Here is a 19,866-nt window from a genome sequence, read left to right on the forward strand (position 1 = left end):
GAGCAGGGAAAATGGCTTTCGCATACAGTGACATGCTCGAGACAATCAAAAACAAGCAATGGGCTCTTGCCGATATCGATTGGAACGCCCCTGGCGCGGAACTGATCACCGATGAACAGCGTCCCAAACTCAAGCAATTCATGTCCGACGTGGTGTGGATTGAGCATGTTGGAGCACGTGCCTTCGCCGCGATGGCTCCAAAGGCGCCATTCGAAGCGCTCGGAGACATTTACCGTTACTTTCACGCCGAGGAGCAGCGTCACGCCAATGCCGAACTTGCCTTGATGCGTCGCTGGGGCATGCTCGAGGAAGGCGAGAAACCGGTCCCGAACAAGAATATTCGGCTGGTCATCGAATGGCTGGACCGTTATGCGGAAGCCCTGCCCCTGACCGTCATCGGGGCCGCGATTCCGGCACTGGAGACTGCGCTCGATGGAGCGCTGCTGAAGTTTCTCCTCGATGAGGTTGACGACCCTGTGTGCGGGGAGGTGTTCAACAAGGTCAACAGCGACGAATCAAGGCATCTCGCGGTTGGCTTCCAGGTCTTGAATGACCTGGGCGCCAGCCCGATGCGAATCCACGCCATTCAAACTGCGGGTGCTCTTGTCGACCCGCGCATTCTCACCGGCGCGTTGCTGTATATCCCGCTCCTGACGCGCATGTTGATGAATCTCAACGCTATGGGTCTGTCCGAGGAGAAGTTATACAACGCAGTGACGCGGTATGCCAATGTCGGCGATCGCAGTGAGCATACGCGGAGGGTGCCCGGCTATCACATCTTGAAGGCGCACATGTCGTCGTCCATCAAGCGGTCCCAGCCTCTGCACTTCGTGTCTCAGCGCCTTGGCAATGCGATCGATGTTTTCCCTGTTCAGATTTTCGGTCGGCCGCCATCCTGGACGGACGAACTGACCTACGAACCGGTTGCCAAATGACAGGCACCACGACGACGTTGATCGTCGGCGCCGGGTTCGCAGGTATCGGTGCGGCGATCAGACTGCTTCAAGAGGGCACGGATGACTTCGTCATCCTGGAACGGTCAGATCGCGTCGGAGGCACCTGGCGAGACAATACTTATCCCGGTGCGGCCTGCGATATTCCCTCGCTTCTCTACTCCTACTCGTTCGAGCCGAATCCGGGCTGGACTCGTACCTACTCGGGGAGCGCTGAGATCCTCGAATATATCGACGATATGGTCGACAAGTACGATCTTGCCCGGTTCATCCAGTTTGATACCGACGTGACTGCCTTGGAATTCGATGAGAGTGCCGGCATCTGGATGGCCGACACGGCAGATGGAAAGCGGTATCACACCCGGTCAGTTGTGATGGCCAGTGGACCACTTGCCAACGCCAGCTTTCCCGATATTCGGGGTATTGACTCGTACGGTGGAAAAAAGATCCACAGCGCTCGATGGGACCATGGCTACGATCTCGGCGGTAAGAGGGTTGCAGTCATCGGGACAGGCGCGAGCGCGGTTCAGATCATTCCCGAGCTCGTAAAGTCGGCTGCCTCGGTCAAAGTCTTCCAGAGAACGCCCGGCTGGGTGTTGCCCAGGGTGAACTTCAGGCATCCGGCCTGGGCGCGTTCGACCTTCACACACCTGCCGGTGAGCGAACAAGCGCTCCGCGACGCGTGGTTTTGGGCCCACGAAGTGATGGCAGTGGGTATGGTCTGGAACACCGCCGCGACGTCCGCGATACAGCTGGCGGCCAAGGCTCATCTCCGTCGGCAGGTGAAAGACTCCTGGTTGAGACGTCAGTTGACGCCCCATTTCAGGCCTGGATGCAAGCGCATGCTCATGACCAGTGATTATTACCCTGCGCTACAGGCGGATAACTGCAAGCTGATCAGCTGGCCGATCGCCACATTGTCACCCAACGGTGTTCGGACCGCCGACGGTGTCGAGCACGAAGTGGACTGTATCGTATTTGCCACTGGCTTCGATGTGGCCAAACGTGGCACCCCGTTCCCGATTAGCGGCCTCGGCGGTCGGAAGCTCGGCGATGAATGGTCTCAGGGGACATTTGCCTTCAAGAGCGTGAGCGTGGCCGGGTATCCGAACTTATTCTTCACTTTCGGACCGAATTCCGGGCCAGGCCACAACTCGGCGCTCGTATATATGGAGGCTGCAATTGACTATATAGTCAAGGCGATCAAGCTCCTTCAGCAAAATGACATCGGCACTTTGGATGTGAGGGAGGATCGTCAGGACCGCTATCACTCCGAAATTCAGCGCCGCCTTCGACGAACGACTTGGAATTCGGGGTGCAGCAGTTGGTATTTGACCGAGGACGGCTACAACGGCACGATGTACCCAGGTTTCGCGACCCAGTTTATGAGAGAACTATCCCGCTTGGATCCTCATGATTACGTGATAACCCGGCGCGACGATACACACGTCGAGCTGACGCAATCACTCTGAATACAAGTTTGCAGGGCTGACCGTCAGAACGGTGAAATACAGGAATGGATCGCAAGTCCGACCGTAATTACGAGATAATTATCATAGGAGCTGGATTTTCCGGCATCGGGTCTGGCATTAGCTTGATGAAGGCGGGATTTACCGACTTCTTGATGGTTGATGACGCCGATGGCGTAGGTGGTACGTGGCACTGGAACACCTACCCGGGTATCGCTGTCGATATACCGTCGTTCAGTTATCAATTCTCATACGAAATGCGGCCCTCTTGGTCGCGCACGTACGCCCACGGCAATGAGCTCAAAGCCTATGCCGAGCGATGTGTTGAAAAGTATCGGCTCTGGGACCATATTCGTTTCAACACAACCATTACCGAGGCTTGTTTCGACGAGAACGCAACACGGTGGCATTTGACCAGTGCCAATGGTGAGGAGTTCACGGCACGCTTCGTGATAAATTGCTCCGGCGTTCTCAGTCGGCCAAAGTGGCCTGAAATCAAGGGGGTGCGAGATTTCGCCGGCGTTACGCTCCACACGGCTAGATGGGACAATGCCAAAGATCTCAGCGGGAAGAGGGTTGCAGTAATCGGTACCGGTGCATCGGCGGTGCAACTGATACCCGAAGTCGCAAAGAAAGCAGAGAGTCTGACGGTATTTCAGCGAACTCCAATTTATTGTCTGCCGAAGCCAGACTTCCCCATACCGACGTGGGGTGGAAGGCTTCTACATTTCCTGCCGGGGGCACAATTGGCGACCCGGACCGCCAGCCAGGCGTTCGTGGAAATCACTTTCCCAATCGCCGCTCACTTTCATACGGTGATACCGTTCGCCGATGTCATGGAGAGCGCCGCAAAGCGGTACATGCGGCGTGAGGTCCATGACCCGACGACGAGAGAACAACTCATTCCGCGCTACTCGTTGGGCTGTAAACGACCCAGCTTCCACAATTCCTATCTCGCAACGTACAACCGGTCCAACGTTTCGCTCGAGACGAGCGGCATAACCCATATCGACCATGCATCCGTCCATACTCGAGACGGCAAAGCTCATCCCATTGACGTCTTGATCCTGGCCACCGGCTTCAAAGTGATGGAGTCGGGCAACATGCCAACTTACGTATTGAAGGGACGCGGCGGGCTGGAGCAGGCTACATGGTGGGACGAGCATCGACTGCAGGCCTTCGAAGGGGTGAGCGTCCCGGGATTTCCGAATCATTTCAACATCTTCGGCCCGTACGGCTACAACGGTTCCTCGTACTTCACGCTCATCGAGGCGCAGAGTCGGCACATCGTCCGGTGTCTTCGTCGCGCGCGGGCGCTGGGTGCTAACTGCGTGGAGGTCAAGAAGGAGGCGAACGACCGTTATTTCGCCGAAGTGCTAAGGCGGCGTCACAGACAGGTTTTCTGGCAGCCGAGCTGTTCCAATGCCAACAGCTACTACTTCGACAGGCACGGTGACGTTCCACTCCGTCCATCAACGACTCTGGAGACCTATTGGCGGAGCCGCACCTTTCGCCTCTCGGACTACCGATTCGAGAATCGGCCCGAAGAGGTGTGTCCCCGGTGACCAGAATGGATGCCCCTGACTGGCAGCCCAGTCTTGCCAGTCATCTCGTCGCGATGTCCTCGCGAACCACGCTGCGGCCACTGGCGCAGCTGATGCCATCAAACGCCTACGGACTTGCGGTGATGGATCGCGTGCTTCGAACAGCGCTCGTAGCCTCACGGCCTCGGCGCGGCGTCACAGTGCGCAAGGTTGACACTGTATTCGCCGGAGGCCCGGTTCGTGGGGACTGGATCACCACGCCTGCCATTAATCCGCATGCCAACCCTTTGCTGTACATCCACGGCGGCGCCTATTCTATGTGCTCGCCGGAGACGCACCGCGGTCTTCTTGGTGAACTCGCCTCGGCGAGCGGGCGCCCCATCTTCGCAGTGAAGTATCGTCTTGCCCCGCGGTATCCCTATCCCGCAGCCGCGGACGATGCGCTGAATGCGTATCGCTGGCTTACCAGCGGAGGGTCCCCGGGTTCTTGTCAGCGCACCGTCGCGGTTGCCGGCGATTCAGCGGGCGGTCAGCTCACGATGGCCACGGCCTTGGGCGCACGTGCAGTTGGATTGCCGCTCCCTGATGCGATGCTGCTGATGTCTCCCGTCCTGGATCTCAGGTGCGAACTTGCCAGAGCGCGTGAAATTCGCCGCCGGGATCCTTTTGCCTCCGCTCAATCAGCGGCGCGCGCTCTTGACCTCTACGTAGGTGGCGCAGATCGCGGAGATCCGCGCCTCAGCGTGCTTGACGCGGACCTCACCTCGATGCCGCCGATCCTCATTCAGGTGGGCGGGAGAGAAATGTTGATCGATGACTCGCGCCGTCTCGCCGAGCGACTTCAATCAGCTGGATCCCACGTCGAGATCCAGGTATACCGGGGACAGATCCATGTATTCCAGGCTATGTTCCGGATTCTTCCCGAAGCCCGAGACGCGATTCATCGAGCGGGACGCTTCCTTGAAGCCTCGGAAGTCAGGTGAAAGTGTCCGAACAGGCAATGCTCCTACACCTACACCACCTCGACCGCCGCAGCGTGAAGTCAGTCGTCTCTGCCTCATGAGCAGCAACTTCGCGACGGCCTGTCGCGCATACGATCCGTCGATCGTGATCATCGGGGCCGGCTTCGCCGGGGTTGCGATGGCCCACCGGCTGAAGAAGGACGGGTTCACGAACTTCACGATCCTGGAAAAGGCTGCAGACATCGGGGGTGTTTGGCGTGACAACACCTATCCGGGAGCGGCCTGCGACGTGCCGTCAGCGTTGTACTCACTCTCGTACAAGCCCAATCCTCGTTGGTCACGGCGATATGCCGAGCAACCCGAGATACTCAAGTACCTCCAACAACTCGTGGAGAGTGGCGGACTGGCCGCGCATCTGCGTACCCAGACCGAAGTTGTCGCAATGACCTTCGATGACCAGCTAGGGCGTTGGACCCTGGTTACGAACTCGAACGAGACAATAACCTGCGATGTCGTCGTCTCGGCCGTGGGTCAGCTCTCCTTGCCCCACGTACCCGTTATTGCCGACGCAGACACCTTCCAGGGGCCGCGCTTTCATTCGGCGCGTTGGGACCGATCGGTTTCGCTTCGCGGCAAGCAAGTAGCCGTCATCGGCACAGGAGCTAGTGCCATCCAATTCGTGCCACACATCGCCCAGGAGGCGGAGCATGTCACGCTATATCAGCGCACGGCTCCGTGGATCTTGCCGAAGTGGGACAGCAGGTATGGAGTCCTTCACGACAGGGTGAGCGAGTTATTGCCGATGGCGCTGCGCCTCGAGCGTTTCGCGGTATGGCTAATTTTCGAGTTGCTCGCTGTGACGCTAGTCGACGCGAAGCCCCTCTCACGCGTCCTCGGTGCGATCGCGCGCCGCCACCTACATCGGCAGGTTGCTAGCCCATCTTTGCGCGAGCAATTGATGCCTTCGGACGCGCCAGGGTGCAAGCGAGTGCTGTTCTCGAATGATTACTATCCAGCAATCGCGAGTGATCGCGTGTCGTTGGTGCCGAAGGCTATCGCAGAGCTCTGCGACAACGGTGTCAAGACCGTGGATGGAGAGTTTCGTCCTGCAGATGTCGTGATCTACGGAACCGGGTTTCGCGCCACCGATTTTCTCGCCCCGATGTCCGTGCGCGGCTCTCGCGGAGTCTCCTTGGCCGAGGTGTGGAAGACCCAGGCGTACGCATATCTGGGCATCACTGTCCCCATGTTCCCGAACCTGTTCCTGCTTTATGGTCCCAACACGAATGTGGGCTCGGGGTCGATCCTCTACATGATCGAGTCACAAGTCCGTCACATCGCAACGCTCATCAAAGCCGTGGCTGCTCATCCGGGTCATGCGATCGATGTCAGGACGGAGAGCGCGCAACGCTACAACACGCGCTTGAGAAGGCGACTACGGAGGTCGGTGTGGGCGCTGTGTGCGAGCTGGTATCGAACCTCGAGCGGGGAAATCCCGACGAACTGGCCGGGGCCTACCTTGGTTTATCGACTCCTTACCCGGAAGCCGCACAGCGGCGATTACGTCTTGAGAAACGTCGGGCGTCTAAAGGTCTGAGACCCTGCAGAACCGAGCCTGGCCGACTAAGGGCACGAGACGCGCACTTAACCGCTAGGCCAATAATGTCTAGATATTGACATCAATGGCATCTTTGTAAAGACTGGTGGACGCCGTCAAAGCGGCCCAGCGTCCAGGAGGAACCATGACGAATCACCTTCTCGCACCTGCGCACCACGTGAAGGAGCGGTTGTCCTCTGTGATCATGGTCCCCGCGCCTCACGCCGTCGACGACAGATGGCGTCGATGGAGCCGGGACTGGCCGGTTCGTGAACTGGCACCGGCACCCGCGGGCAGTGGATTGAAAGCCGTCCGGGGGGATGCCGGACTGCCCTTCGTAGGTCACACGCTCGACTACATCCGATTCGGCTCGGATTTCAGTCGAGAGCGCTACGACCGTCTGGGTTCGGTGTCGTGGATGGGCGCGTTCGGCACCAAGATGGTGGTCATCGCCGGCCCTGACGCCACTCGAGAGGCGTTCACGAGCGAAGCGAAAGCATTCTCTCAGGATGGCTGGTCCTTCCTGATCGACGCCTTCTTCCATCGCGGTTTGATGCTCATGAGCTTCGACGAGCACTTGATGCACCGGCGCATCATGCAGGAGGCGTTTACGCGTCCGCGCCTGACCGGATACGTCGAACAGGTAACGCCATGCGTTCGCTCGGCAGTGCCTGCGTGGCCGGTGGGCCCGTCGGTTCGAATCTACCCACTGTTGAAGGAACTCACCCTCGACATCGCTACCGACGTCTTCATGGGCGGCCGCGGCAAGGACGAGAGCGATGCTGTCAACAAGGCGTTCGTCGCTACGGTCCGGGCGGCGAGTTCCCTTGTGCGTGCTCCGCTTCCGGGAACCAGATTCCGCGCTGGTGTGCAAGGGCGGCGCGTTTTGGAGGACTACTTCTTCCGGCATCTGCCGGCCGCGCGAGCCGGTGAAACGGAGGATCTGTTCGCTGCTCTCTGTCAAGCCACGACCGAAGACGGGGAGCGGTTTTCCGACGAGGATGTGGTGAATCACATGATCTTCTTGATGATGGCGGCCCACGACACCTCGACGATCACCACCACAGCGGTCACCTATTTCCTTGCCAAGTATCCGCAGTGGCAGGAGGCTGCGGCTGCGGAAGCCGCGGCCATCGGTGACGGGTTGCCGGACATCGAGGCCCTGGAGAAGATGACGGTCATCGACCTCGTGATCAAGGAAGCGCTCAGACTGCTTGCACCTGTTCCGCTGGTGATGCGCAAGACGGTTCGAGATGTCGCCATCGATGGATATCACATCCCCTCGAACACGTTATGCGCTATAACGCCTGCCGTGAATCACTTCGATCGAACGATCTGGAGTGATCCGGAGCGGTTCGATCCCTCACGTTTCGACGAGCCTCGGCGCGAAGACCAACACCACCGATTCGCCTGGGTTCCGTTCGGAGGTGGAGCGCACAAGTGCATCGGCATGCAATTCGGGACGCTCGAAGTCAAAGCAATCCTGCACAGGATGCTGCGTTCGTTCACTTGGAAGGTTCCGGAGAACTATCACGTCCGATGGGACAACACCTCGCTGCCCATTCCGGTGGACGGACTTCCGTTGGAGATGAAGCGCCGATGACCGTCGACCACAGCCCCTACCTCGAACCCACGGAGTTTCTTGACTGGCAACAAGATTCGGTACGTGACTTCGTGTCATCGGCGATCCGTGGTGCCTGCGGCGACACCGAGAAGGCCATCGCCATCTTCACCGCGGTCCGTGACTCCATTTGGTACGACCCCTACACGGTGACCGACAACCCGCACGCGTATCGCGCCAGCACCGTCGCGACCGCAGAACGGGCCTACTGCGTCCCGAAGGCCGTGCTCTTGACTGCAGCGTGCCGAGCGGCGGGAATCCCGGCGCGGCTGGGGTTCGCCGACGTCCGAAACCACCTCCAGACCAAGGCATTGCGCGAGCGGATGGGTGGTAGCGACGTTTTCGTCTACCACGGCTACAGTCTCATGTTCCTCAACGGTGCGTGGGTAAAGGCCACCCCGGCGTTCAATCGCGAGCTGTGCGCACGCTTCGGTGTCTCGCCGATCGAATTCGACGGCCGTAGCGACGCGCTACTCCATGGTTTCACCGCTGACGGCACCCAGCACATGGAGTATCTGCGCGACCGGGGAGCCTACGACGATCTACCCCTAGCAGACATCCTGCAAGCACTGAGAACGCATTACGGCACATTCATCGATCAGCCGAACAGCCGTCCCGACCTCTTCGCCTGAAAGGGCACTACACGATGCAAAGCACAATGCAAAATGTTCCGCTCACGGTGTCGGCGATCGTCCAGCATGCGGCAGCCATACACGGTGACAGCGAGGTCGTCACTCCGACCGGAAATGGATATCGGAGAACGCCTTACCGCATTGTGCTGGCGCGAGTGGCTCGCCTTGCCAATGCGCTGCGCAGTCTTGGCGTCACGGCAGACCAACGCGTGGCCACCTTCCAGTGGAGCAACCAGGAACATCTGGAGGCCTACTGTGCGATTCCCTCCATGGGCGCGGTCCTGCACACGCTCAACATTCGTTTGGCCCCAGAGCAACTGGCGTACATCGCCAATCACGCGAGCGATCAGATCGTCCTAGTCGACGCTTCGGTTGCCCCGTTGTTGGCGCGCGCGCTCCCAGCGATGGCGTCGGTGCACACCGTCATCGTCACCGGAGAGGGCGACCTTGCCCCGCTCCAGGGATGCGGGAAGACCGTTCTGCGTTACGAGGAAGTGCTTGCCGGCCAAGAAGAATCATTTGACTGGCCTGAGCTCGACGAGCTGTCCGCCGCGGCCATGTGTTATACGAGCGGTACCACCGGAGATCCCAAAGGCGTCGTCTACAGCCACCGTTCGACGTACCTTCACTCCCTGACCGCCTGCACAGCTAACGCTTTGTCAGTCAGCGAGGCCGACCGTGTGCTGGCCATCGTCCCAATGTTTCACGCCAATGCGTGGGGGCTTATTTACGCAGCGTTGATGTCCGGTGCGGATCTGGTACTGCCTGACCGGTATCTCCAAGCCGAACCGTTGGTGTCGATCATCGAAGACACCAGACCGACCTTGGCCGGTGCAGTGCCGACGATCTGGAACGATGTCGACCGATATCTGGATTCGCACCCTGAGCGGGACATTTCTTCGTTACGGCTGGTCGCGTGCGGGGGGTCTGCTGTTCCGCTTTCGTTGATGCGGGCATTCGAAGAGAAGTACGACGTGCCCATTGTGCAGGCCTGGGGTATGACCGAAACCTCTCCGTTGGCGACCGTTGCACGTCCGGCTCACAGAGCCGACGCGACGCGGCGCTGGGAGCTGCGCGCATCCCAGGGCCGACCGATCTGCGGTGTCGAAATCCGGTTGCGGGACGACGACGGGAAAGACGTGCCGTGGGACGGGCAATCAGTTGGGGAGATCCAGGCGCGCGGTCCCTGGATCACCGGGTCCTATTTCGGAAACAACGATACGGAGAAGTTCGACGAAGGATGGCTGCGTACCGGTGATGTGGGCAAGATCGACGCCGAGGGCTATCTGACACTGACCGACCGCTCGAAAGACGTCATCAAGTCAGGTGGCGAATGGATCTCCTCGGTGGAGCTGGAAAACACGCTGATCGGCCACCCTGCCGTGTACGAAGCGGCGGTAGTCGGCGTCGCGGACGATAAATGGCAGGAAAGGCCGTTGGCGCTTGTCGTCGTCCACCCCGGAACCGACGTTGACATTGACCAACTCCGATCGTTCCTTGCGGACAAAGTCGCCAAATGGTGGATTCCCGAGCGATGGAGCTTCGTGTCCGATATTCCGAGGACGAGCGTCGGAAAGTACGACAAAAAGGTCATCCGTGCGCGCCACTCTGCCGGCGAATACCTCATCGAAATCGAAACGTCATAACGTCAAATCCCTGGAATTCCAACAGTCGGAAGGTAATCATGTCCTCACCAATCTCTCCCTGGATGAATGCCGAATTACTCGAGCTTCGTGACCTCGCTGCGAAGTTCTTCTCGGCCGAATTGGCGCCGCATGCGAACCGCTTTGCAGACCAGCACCACGTCGACCGAGAACTGTGGAACCGAGCAGGCGAGCTGGGCCTGCTCTGCATGTCTATACCTGAGGAATACGGCGGAGGCGGTGGCACTTTCGCGCACGAAGCGGTCGTGCTTGAAGAGCAGGCCCGCATAGGTGACAGCTCATGGGGCGCGGGACTGCACAGCGGAATCGTCGCCCACTACATCCTGCAGTACGCGACTGAAGAGCTGCGCGCGCAGTGGCTTCCCAAGATGGCGTCCGGTGAAATGATCGGGGCGATCGCCATGACAGAACCGGGGACCGGGTCCGATCTGCAGAGCGTCAAGACAAAAGCCCTCCTGGACGGTGACGAGTACGTGATCACCGGCTCCAAGACTTTCATCACCAACGGCCAACAGGCCGACCTCATCATCGTTGTTGCCAAGACAGATCCGAGCCAGGGCGCTGCGGGCATCTCTTTGATCGTTGTCGAGGCTGACCGGGCGGGATTCCGGCGCGGCAAGGTTCTCGACAAAATCGGCCAGCGCGGCCAGGACACCTCCGAGTTGTTCTTCGATGAAGTGAGAGTTCCGCGCTCGCATCTACTGGGCCAGTCTGAGGGACAGGGCTTCATTCAGCTGATGACGCAGCTGCCACAAGAGCGACTCATCGTCGCGGTGGGGGCTGTCGCAGCGATGGAACTTGCCCTGGAGCAGACGCTCAAGTACACGCGTGAGCGGGAGGCGTTCGGTCGGCCTGTCTTTGGCTTTCAGAACACCAAGTTCACGCTGGCTGAAGCCGCGACAGAAACGCGCATCGCACGAGTGTTCCTCGACTACTGCATCGACCTGCACCTTGCGGGTCAACTCGACGTGCAGACCGTCGCCATGGCGAAGTGGTGGACCACTGAGCGAGCGATGAAGGTACTCGATGACTGTATGCAGCTTCACGGCGGATATGGCTACATGACCGAGTACCCCATCTCGAGGTTGTGGGTGGATCAGCGCGTGCAAAAAATCTATGCCGGCACGAACGAGGTGATGAAGGAAATCATCTCGCGTTCCCTATGACTCAGAGGAGTTGCCGCCCGCACGTTAGTCATCTAGAGGAGGAGGACTGATGGCATCGATGGTGGTGCCGTATCGCCACGACATGGGCGGCCACTGCGGATCGGGGGCTCTTCGGGATTTGACCGAATGGGCCGGGATCCGTTGGGGTGATGACACCCCGGACGAAGGCATCGTGTTTGCTCTCGGCGGGGCCCTCGACTTCTCGTATGTTCGCTCGGCCCACCTACGTCCACCGATCTACCTCGTTGGACGCAGCGCGGACCTCGAAGACGAATACTTGACCCGGTTGGGCGCGCGCTTCGAGTGTCGTTCGACAGACGACCCCGATCTCGGGTGGAAATGGGTGACCGAACAGATCGATGCCGGTACGCCGGTCATGGTGTGGACTGACATCGCCGAATTGCCCTATCTGAGAACGCGTCTGAGTATGAGCCGGCACGATGTCGTGATCGTAGGGTACGACGACGACGAGGAACTCGCCTTCGTGGTCGATAACGATCGCGATACACCTCAAGCCGTGCCTTACGAGAATCTACGGAAGGCGCGGGCATCGACGGGATTTCCCGTCCCCACGCGGCACACCACCTACGTAGTCGAGTGGCCCGGCGCGGCACCAGATCTCGGCAATGCTGCCCGGTCGGCCTTCCGTAGGTCCGCGGACGCGATGCAGGGTTCGTGTGTGAGCGCGCCGATCACCGAGGACTCCGATTGTGAAATTCAGGTGCGTGGGCTACCAGGGGTATCGACTTTTGTGGAGGATCTCAAGCGGTGGCCGAAGATCTTTGACGACGACACCCTCGACGGAGCCTTGTTTGCGCTGAGCGCCTTCATCGAAAAAGCCGGAACCGGAGGCGGTCTGTTCCGAGATCTGCAAGCACGTGGATGTCGGCGCGTCGCTGAAGAGTTGAGTTTCGAACCTGCGTTTAAAGCAGCGGAGGCTGCAAAGACCGCATCTGAGTTGTGGACCGCGGTTGCGCACGCCGCTTATGACCGCGGTGCAGATCCGCACCGAAGAGCGAGCGGCGCCGCGTCCGTGGCTGCGCAATTGCCGACAGCCGAACGTCGACTCGCGGAGGCGCTGAGGGAGGCAGGAGATCTACTCCTATGAGTTCTGATTGCTTCGGAGCAAGCCGAACTGGTTGCGACCCAGCAGATTTATTTGAGCGCTTTGAATTGTGTCATAGGAAGGGAGAATCACGATGGCTGTCTTCGCTGATGCGGAAGAGGTTTACCGCTACCTCGCCGGCATCTTTCGACGAGGTTTGGAGAACGAAGACCTTGCGAACAGACTTGCCGGGTCCGGGGTGGTGTTACGGATCCACTACACCGATCCGGATGCGGTAGTAACCGTGGATATGCCGGAGAAGGTCGTAGAGACCGGCGCGGACAGTGGCGTTACACCGAATGTCGAATTGTTCATGTCCGCGGATACCGGCAACAGGTTCTGGTTGGGGAAGGTGAACTTGACCATGGCGATGGCGAAAGGAACTGTACGAGCGAAAGGTCCTGTCACCAAACTGATCAAGCTCATACCGCAGGCAAAGAACCTCTTTCCGGAATACCGGGCAATCCTTGAGGCCGACAAGCGTCACGACCTGCTCAATGTGTGATGTCGGTGCGGTACCGCGCCCGGGCCCGGGTGAGCGGCGCGGGCCTCTGGGCGATGTGCCCGGAGATCATCCAGGACAGTTCGCGCGACCACCGTGCGCGGTCGGGATAACTACTCGAGAAGCGTAATTCGATAGAAGGGACTTCAACATGAAGACACGTGCGGCTGTTTTGTGGGGCTTGGAGCAGAAGTGGGAGGTCGAAGAAGTCGATTTGGATCCGCCAGGTCCCGGGGAGGTCCTCGTGCGGCTGGCGGCCACCGGCTTGTGCCATTCCGACGAACATCTGGTGACCGGCGACCTCCCGATCCCATTGCCGGTAGTGGGGGGTCATGAGGGTGCTGGCACAGTCGTGGAGTGCGGCGAAGGGGTTGAGGAACTGTCCGAAGGTGATTCTGTCATCTTGACCTTCCTTCCCTCGTGTGGGCGCTGCTCGTACTGCGCGCGCGGCATGGGCAATCTCTGTGAGTTGGGAGCGGCGCTCATGATGGGACCGCAGATCGACGGCACCTATCGCTTTCACGCACGAGGCGAGGACGTCGGGCAGATGTGTTTGCTCGGGACGTTTTCCGAGTACACAGTGGTGCCGCAGGCGTCCGTGGTCAAGATTGACGGCGGAATCCCCCTGGATCGGGCAGCCTTGATCGGTTGCGGCGTCACGACCGGTTACGGATCTGCGGTGCGGACTGGGGAGGTGCGCGCCGGGGACACCGTCGTGGTAGTGGGAGCGGGCGGAATCGGAATGAATGCGATTCAGGGCGCGCGAATCGCGGGAGCGCTGGCGATTGTGGCGGTCGATCCGGTGAAGTTCAAGCGAGAGCAAGCGAGCGGGTTCGGTGCGACGCACACCGCGGCCTCGATGGATGAAGCTTGGTCGCTGGTCAGCGATATGACGCTGGGCAAGCTGGCTGATGTCTGCATCCTCACCACCGATGTGGCTGAGGCCTCCTACACCGCGGAAGCGCTGGCCTTGGTCGGAAAGCGCGGGCGCGTCGTGGTCACGGCCATCGGGCACCCCGACGACTCATCGATCTCAGGATCACTGCTTGAAATGACGCTTTACGAGAAGCAGATTCGTGGCGCTTTGTATGGCTCATCCAATGCGCCGCACGATATTCCGCGACTGGTCGAGCTGTACTCCGCTGGGTTGTTGAAGCTCGATGAGTTGGTCACCCGCGAATACTCCCTCGACCAAATTAATGAGGGCTACCAGGATATGCGTTCAGGAAAAAATATCCGAGGGCTGGTCCGGTTCTGAAGAGCATCATGCCCACTGCTGGTCTCCATGTCCTTGCGTTGCTGCAGATCATGCGGCCGGGCCCCTTGGGTGGTTGGCGTCGGGTCCTTCTTTCCCGTCGTGAGGACGGCAAGCATCAGACACCTCATCGATCATCTATCACATTCTCTGGGAGGCTGAGATGACGGACGCTGGCACGACCACGGCAAGCAGGGATGGGGCTGCTCGTTTCGCTATCGCCCCGGAGGTGTGGACCACGCCGGAGCGACGAGCGCTGAGCCAAATGGCGCGGTCTTTCTCGGAACGTGAAATCGCGCCGAAGCTAGCGGAATGGGAGCACGTGGGTGAGATTCCGCGCGACCTGCATCTCAATGCTGCCGAGGTGGGGCTTCTCAGAATCGGGTTCCCGGAAGAAGTCGGCGGCAGCGGCGGCAATGCGATTGACTCTGCACTGGTCACTGAGGCCATCCTGGCCGCAGGCGGGTCCACTGGCGTCTGCGCCGCCTTGTTCACCCATGGCATTGCCCTTCCCCACATTGCCGCCAATGGCTCCGACGCCCTGATTCAACGATATGTCCGTCCTACGCTCGCAGGAAAGATGATCGGCTCGCTGGGCGTTACCGAGCCTGGGGCAGGCTCAGATGTCGCGAATCTGCGCACACGCGCGGTGCGCGAGGGGGACACCTACGTGGTCAACGGAGCAAAGACGTTCATCACCAGCGGAGTTCGAGCGGACTTCGTTACTACGGCGGTACGCACCGGCGGACCGGGTTACGGTGGAGTTTCATTGCTTGTGATCGACAAGAATTCGCCTGGATTCGAAGTGTCCCGCCGGTTAGACAAGATGGGGTGGCGATGTAGCGACACCGCCGAGTTGTCTTTCGTCGACGTTCGCGTACCGGCTGACAACCTGGTGGGGGCAGAGAACAGTGGGTTTTTGCAGATCATGCAGCAATTTCAGGCTGAACGGCTCGGCATCGCCGTCCAGGCGTACGCGACGGCGGGTCGGGCTCTCGACCTTGCCAAGAGTTGGGCGCGGGAACGTGAAACGTTCGGTAGACCCTTGACGGGGCGCCAGATCATTCGCCATAAGCTTGCGGAGATGGCTCGACAGGTCGACGTGGCGTGCACCTACACCCGTGCGGTCATGCAGAGGTGGCTAGCGGGGGAGGATGTCGTTGCCGAGGTGTCGATGGCCAAGAACACCGCTGTGTATGCGTGCGACTACGTGGTCAATGAGGCGGTTCAGATCTTCGGTGGGATGGGCTACATGCGTGAGTCTGAGATCGAGAGACACTATCGAGATTGCCGAATTCTCGGAATAGGCGGCGGCACCAACGAAATCATGAACGAGGTCATCGCCAAACGTATCGGACTCTAGCTACTTGATTGAATCGCCCTGACTTTCCCGGAGGCTCGGGTTATTGGATTCCGGCCAGGGGTTGGTCGGTCCCATGTGCATCGTGGAACGCGGCTTCGAACTCGGTGGGTGGGATGTCATTAAGGTAGCTGTGTAAGCGGCTGGTGTTGTGCCAGTACACCCAGCTCAGGGTCGCGAGTTCGACGTCCTCGACGGTCTTCCACGGCCTGGTGCGGACTGGCCCGTAGATCAGCTCCGCCTTGTAGTAGCCGTTCACCGTCTCCAGGGCATTATCGTAGCTGTCTCCGATCGTGCCGATCGAGCGGACCGCTCCGATCTCGGCGAGCCGTTCGCCATAGCGGATAGAGGTGAATTGCGATCCGGCATCGGAGTGACATGTCAAGCCCGGCAATGTGTTTCCGCGTGACCAACGAGCCATCTCCAACGCATCCAGCACCATGGTGGTACGCATGTGCGACGCTACCCGCCAGCCCACGATCATCGGGTCTGCTGCACCAATAGGTGACATCTGAGTTGGCTTGCCCAAAGCGGGCGGGCTGGAAGGATGTCAGTGTGCCTAGGCCCTACCCCCGTGAATTTCGCGACGACGTCGTCCGCGTTGCCCGTAACCGCGACGACGGGGTGACGATCGAGCAGATCGCCACCGATTTCGGCGTGCACCCGATGACGTTGACCAAGTGGATGCGCCAAGCCGACGTCGACGAGGGCGCCAAGCCAGGTAAGAGCACCAATGACTCCGCTGATCTGCGCGAGCTACGACGCCGAAATCGGTTGTTGGAACAAGAGAATGAAGTCTTACGGCGGGCAGCGGCGTACTTGTCGCAGGCCAATCTGCCGGGAAAAGGGTCTACCCGCTCGTAAGTGAGCTCGCCGCCGACGGGATTCCCGTCGCGGTGACGCGCCGGGTACTCAAGCTCGCCCGCCAGCCCTACTACCGCTGGCGGGCAAATCCCATCACCAATGCCGAACTCGTCGAGGCATACCGCGCCAACGCCCTGTTCGACGCGCACGGCGAGGACCCCGAGTTCGGCTACCGCTACCTCGTCGAGGAGGCCCGTGAGGCCGGCGAGCCGATGGCCGAGCGCACCGCCTGGCGCATCTGCTCACAGCAGCAGTTGTGGAGCGTGTTCGGCAAGAAGCGCGGCAAGAACGGCAAACCAGGACCGCCGGTGCACGACGATCTGGTCCAGCGCGACTTCACCGCTGAAACGCCAAACATGTTGTGGCTCAGCGACATAACTGAGCATTATACCGGCGAGGGCAAGCTCTACCTCTGCGCGATCAAGGATGCATTCTCCAACCGCATCGTGGGTTATTCGATCGACTCCCGAATGAAGTCACGCCTGGCGACCGCCGCGCTGCGCAACGCGGTCGGCCGCCGTGGGGTGGTCGCCGGCTGCGTGGTTCACACGGACAGAGGGTCGCAGTTTCGAAGTCGAAAGTTCGTCCAGGCCCTGCACCATCACGGCATGGTCGGCTCAATGGGACGTGTCGGCGCGGCCGGCGACAACGCGGCGATGGAGAGCTTCTTCAGCCTGCTGCAGAAGAACGTCCTCGACCGCCGCCGCTGGGCCACCCGAGAGGAGCTGCGGATCGCCATCGTCACTTGGATCGAACGCACCTACCACCGACGTCGCCGCCAAGGCGCCCTCGGCCGGTTGACCCCCGTCGAATACGAAGCCATCATGACCACGACGGCCAGTCAGGCCGCGTGACCGAAATTGTCACCTGATCGTGCAGCAGACCCACTTCCTGATAGAGCTTGGCACAGGCCTCTTTGGTAGGTGCACCGTCCTCGCGTGAGTCAGATGCATCGGGGTCGGGAGGCATATTAGACACGGCACGACCTTAGGACGGCGGTCTCACATGTCACGCCGACGCGCCGTTTGCTGTGGTGGGTCTGCTTCCGCAGCGCGGGGACAATATGGAGACCTTTCGGTCACATCGGTCACATCTGTCACAGGCAGCAAACACTCCGAAACGACAACAACCCTGCCTGAGCATTGCGTTTGCATGGTGCGCCGTCAGGGTTTCGAACCCCAGACCCGCTGATTAAGAGTCAGCGGCTGTCAGCGATGCCTGGGCTACCGGCGTCGCCGCGAAAACGTCAGAGTAGCTCTATCTGCTCAGGTTCCTCGACGCTAGGCCCGTTAAACTCCACCAGCGTATGACGGATCAATGGACGGTTTGTACGCCACTGGTTGGTCGAAGTCAAACAACCAGAACGCTATTTATCGACAATAGGTTGTTTGACAAGTAGTCACTGAGTAGAGTAACAGACGTGCTCTCTGCTTCGATTCCTGCCCGCTTGGTCGACGCAGGCGTGCGGATGGTGACTGGTGATGCACACAGCATCACATACCGAATCGATGGCCGCGCCGTAGTAGCGGACCTGGTTCTGGCAGAACGTGTGCCATCTCCGGCCGCAGTCCTTAGTCGTGTGCGCCGCCATCCAGGCCGCCGCGTATTCGTGGTGTGCGAGACCATCTCAGATGAGGCACGTTCAGCGCTCCTGGCTCAGGCTGACGTGGATCTCAGCGTCGGCAGCACCGGCGAACTGGTGCTCTCCGGGCGAACCTACCGAACGCCAACACCAGGACGGCCGCCCCGCGCCGCCAGCGAGCGCAGCTGGCGGCGGCGGGCGGCTGAACGGGTCTGTGTGCTTACGCGCGGTCACCTCCGCCAACGCGACATTGCCGCGGCCATCGGAGTTAGCCAGCAGGCGGTGTCCAAAATGACCGAGAAGGATCCGCTGCCGGACACGCCGATGACCGAGGCTGCGCGCCGGGAGCTCCTGGTGAAACTGGCATTGGTACCTGCGGACAGCGGACTTGTCGAAACGTACTGGTATGGAATGGATCCGGTAGTGGAGCAGGTGCGCAGTGCGACCCGACTCGGCGCCGAGCTCACCGTGCCGATCCTTGCTGGCGGCGAGGTCGCCGCCGACGTCCTGCGACCGTGGCAGGTACCAACCAGAGGTCTGGTCTATGCCAAAGAACTGGTCGACCTCTCCGAGTTCGGTTTGGTGGAGGCCACCGCCGAGGAAGCGACCTTGACTGTGCGGGTTCCCGCCGACCCGACCGTCTGGACGACCGCGGCCTGGTGGCGGCGGGTTCGTGATACGCAGCGTTCCGACATCATCACTGTGGATCCAGTGATTGCGCTTCAGGACCTCAGCGGCGGTGCCGATCTTGGCGACGGTGCACCGCAGCATCTCAGCGACTGGATCGTGCACCGGTGACCGGAACAGCATCGGTGCAAATCGCCTGCACTGCGGTGGCCGACGACAACGGAATGCGTGCACTGCGTGACGTGGCCGCAGTCACTGCCGACATCGAGTACCGCGTCATCGGCGGTCACATGGTGCGACTGCTGCGGCACGTCTACAACGTGTCGGGCATACCGCGACTGACCTCCGACGCAGACACCGGGATCGACGTCAACGTGGCGTCCACCGGGAACCTCCACGATCGACTCACCGCACTGGGGTACACCGCTGAGTGCGGCAACCGCTACGAGCGGGGTGAGCAAGCGGTCGACCTCTTAGTTCCCACCGCAGCCAAACCAGGCAAGCGGATCATCGGCGAACGAGCCTTCGACGGAGCGCCAGGGCTGCGGTTGGCGCTCGCCCTACCGCCGATCGAAGTCGCCGTCACAGCCCGACTCACCGACGGCGACACGGTTGAGTTCGAAATTCCGGTTCCCGACGTCGAGGCAGCATTCGTGTTGAAGATGCTGGCACGTACCGTTCGCGACTCCGAACGTGACCTCCAGGATATCGAGACACTACTGGAGATCGTCGCGTCACAACCCGATTACCACGCTTCGCCGTGGCGCCTGGGCGACCCCAAGATCACAAAGGCCGGCGAGCGCGGCGACGCTGCGCGTGTGGCAGCGCAGATGATCTCCAGTCCGCCGACGAGGGTGCCGGCCAGAGTGCGGGCGCTGCTCCGGCGCCATGTCGCCATCGTGTCGCGATGACGCACCAGCAGACAGTCGTTCGTTTCCGTGCGGCTACGCCGAGCGAAACGGT

Annotated in this window: 16 protein-coding genes and 1 pseudogene; 16 read left to right on the forward strand and 1 reads right to left on the reverse strand. The window is 60.3% G+C overall.

Translation table 11 applies throughout. From position 1 onward, the window contains the following. Window positions 1–11 precede the first annotated feature (11 nt). From RMCN_RS11630 to RMCN_RS11690, 13 genes are all read left to right on the forward strand, one after another. Window positions 12–935: a hypothetical protein gene (locus RMCN_RS11630; RefSeq protein WP_005086594.1), complete on the forward strand. Its 924-nt coding sequence runs from the start codon at window positions 12–14 to the stop codon at window positions 933–935. Beyond that, a complete protein-coding gene (locus RMCN_RS11635; protein ID WP_011560580.1) occupies window positions 932–2,425 on the forward strand; it encodes a flavin-containing monooxygenase in 1,494 nt (497 codons plus the stop codon). The genes RMCN_RS11630 and RMCN_RS11635 overlap by 4 nt, the downstream gene beginning before the upstream one ends. A gap of 44 nt (window positions 2,426–2,469) precedes the next feature. Next, on the forward strand, window positions 2,470–3,987 hold the full coding sequence (locus tag RMCN_RS11640; protein WP_011560579.1) for a flavin-containing monooxygenase: 1,518 nt from the start codon (window positions 2,470–2,472) through the stop codon (window positions 3,985–3,987). Beyond that, entirely contained in the window at window positions 3,984–4,949 is a 966-nt protein-coding gene (locus RMCN_RS11645) for an alpha/beta hydrolase (RefSeq protein ID WP_012296509.1), read from the forward strand. The genes RMCN_RS11640 and RMCN_RS11645 overlap by 4 nt, the downstream gene beginning before the upstream one ends. Before the next feature lie 76 nt (window positions 4,950–5,025). Next, window positions 5,026–6,525, forward strand: coding sequence for a flavin-containing monooxygenase (locus RMCN_RS11650; protein WP_017205328.1), 1,500 nt, complete (start codon window positions 5,026–5,028; stop codon window positions 6,523–6,525). A 145-nt stretch (window positions 6,526–6,670) separates the two neighbouring features. Continuing rightward, entirely contained in the window at window positions 6,671–8,128 is a 1,458-nt protein-coding gene (locus RMCN_RS11655; protein ID WP_011560575.1) for a cytochrome P450, read from the forward strand. Further along, window positions 8,125–8,778 carry a transglutaminase-like domain-containing protein gene (locus RMCN_RS11660; protein ID WP_011560574.1) on the forward strand — a complete coding sequence of 218 codons (654 nt, stop codon included), beginning with the start codon at window positions 8,125–8,127 and terminating at the stop codon, window positions 8,776–8,778. The genes RMCN_RS11655 and RMCN_RS11660 overlap by 4 nt, the downstream gene beginning before the upstream one ends. Window positions 8,779–8,804: 26 nt before the next feature. Continuing rightward, window positions 8,805–10,424 (forward strand): fatty acid--CoA ligase, encoded by a 1,620-nt coding sequence (locus RMCN_RS11665; RefSeq protein WP_017205326.1) that lies wholly within the window; start codon window positions 8,805–8,807, stop codon window positions 10,422–10,424. A gap of 38 nt (window positions 10,425–10,462) precedes the next feature. Continuing rightward, entirely contained in the window at window positions 10,463–11,608 is a 1,146-nt protein-coding gene (locus tag RMCN_RS11670; RefSeq protein ID WP_005086582.1) for an acyl-CoA dehydrogenase family protein, read from the forward strand. Between the two features lie 49 nt (window positions 11,609–11,657). Continuing rightward, the gene (locus RMCN_RS11675) at window positions 11,658–12,716 is read left to right on the forward strand and encodes a BtrH N-terminal domain-containing protein (protein WP_005086581.1); all 1,059 of its coding nucleotides are present in this window, start codon (window positions 11,658–11,660) and stop codon (window positions 12,714–12,716) included. A gap of 91 nt (window positions 12,717–12,807) precedes the next feature. After that, complete coding sequence (locus RMCN_RS11680) at window positions 12,808–13,218, forward strand: SCP2 sterol-binding domain-containing protein (RefSeq protein ID WP_005110592.1); 411 nt, start codon at window positions 12,808–12,810, stop codon at window positions 13,216–13,218. A 148-nt stretch (window positions 13,219–13,366) separates the two neighbouring features. Beyond that, the gene (locus tag RMCN_RS11685; RefSeq protein ID WP_011560572.1) at window positions 13,367–14,473 is read left to right on the forward strand and encodes an NDMA-dependent alcohol dehydrogenase; all 1,107 of its coding nucleotides are present in this window, start codon (window positions 13,367–13,369) and stop codon (window positions 14,471–14,473) included. A gap of 160 nt (window positions 14,474–14,633) precedes the next feature. Next, entirely contained in the window at window positions 14,634–15,833 is a 1,200-nt protein-coding gene (locus RMCN_RS11690; RefSeq protein ID WP_011856018.1) for an acyl-CoA dehydrogenase family protein, read from the forward strand. 40 nt (window positions 15,834–15,873) lie between these two features. Here the strand turns inward: RMCN_RS11690 and RMCN_RS11695 are convergent. Then, window positions 15,874–16,317: pseudogene (locus RMCN_RS11695) on the reverse strand (DDE-type integrase/transposase/recombinase); the annotation flags it as partial. A gap of 68 nt (window positions 16,318–16,385) precedes the next feature. Between RMCN_RS11695 and RMCN_RS11700 the strand changes: the two are divergent. The 3 genes from RMCN_RS11700 (at window position 16,386) to RMCN_RS11715 (ending at window position 19,814) form a co-directional block, all read left to right on the forward strand. After that, a protein-coding gene (locus RMCN_RS11700) for an IS3 family transposase (protein WP_225323256.1) occupies window positions 16,386–17,548 on the forward strand; the annotation gives its coding sequence in 2 pieces (ribosomal slippage) (window positions 16,386–16,670 and window positions 16,673–17,548; 1,161 coding nt in all). Window positions 17,549–18,162: 614 nt separating this feature from the next. Then, window positions 18,163–19,074 carry a hypothetical protein gene (locus RMCN_RS31245; protein ID WP_017205323.1) on the forward strand — a complete coding sequence of 304 codons (912 nt, stop codon included), beginning with the start codon at window positions 18,163–18,165 and terminating at the stop codon, window positions 19,072–19,074. Then, the gene (locus RMCN_RS11715; RefSeq protein ID WP_011560566.1) at window positions 19,071–19,814 is read left to right on the forward strand and encodes a nucleotidyl transferase AbiEii/AbiGii toxin family protein; all 744 of its coding nucleotides are present in this window, start codon (window positions 19,071–19,073) and stop codon (window positions 19,812–19,814) included. The genes RMCN_RS31245 and RMCN_RS11715 overlap by 4 nt, the downstream gene beginning before the upstream one ends. Window positions 19,815–19,866: the final 52 nt, after the last annotated feature.

This window comes from Mycolicibacterium novocastrense (assembly GCF_001570485.1).
GTDB classification, from domain to species: Bacteria; Actinomycetota; Actinomycetes; order Mycobacteriales; family Mycobacteriaceae; genus Mycobacterium; species Mycobacterium novocastrense.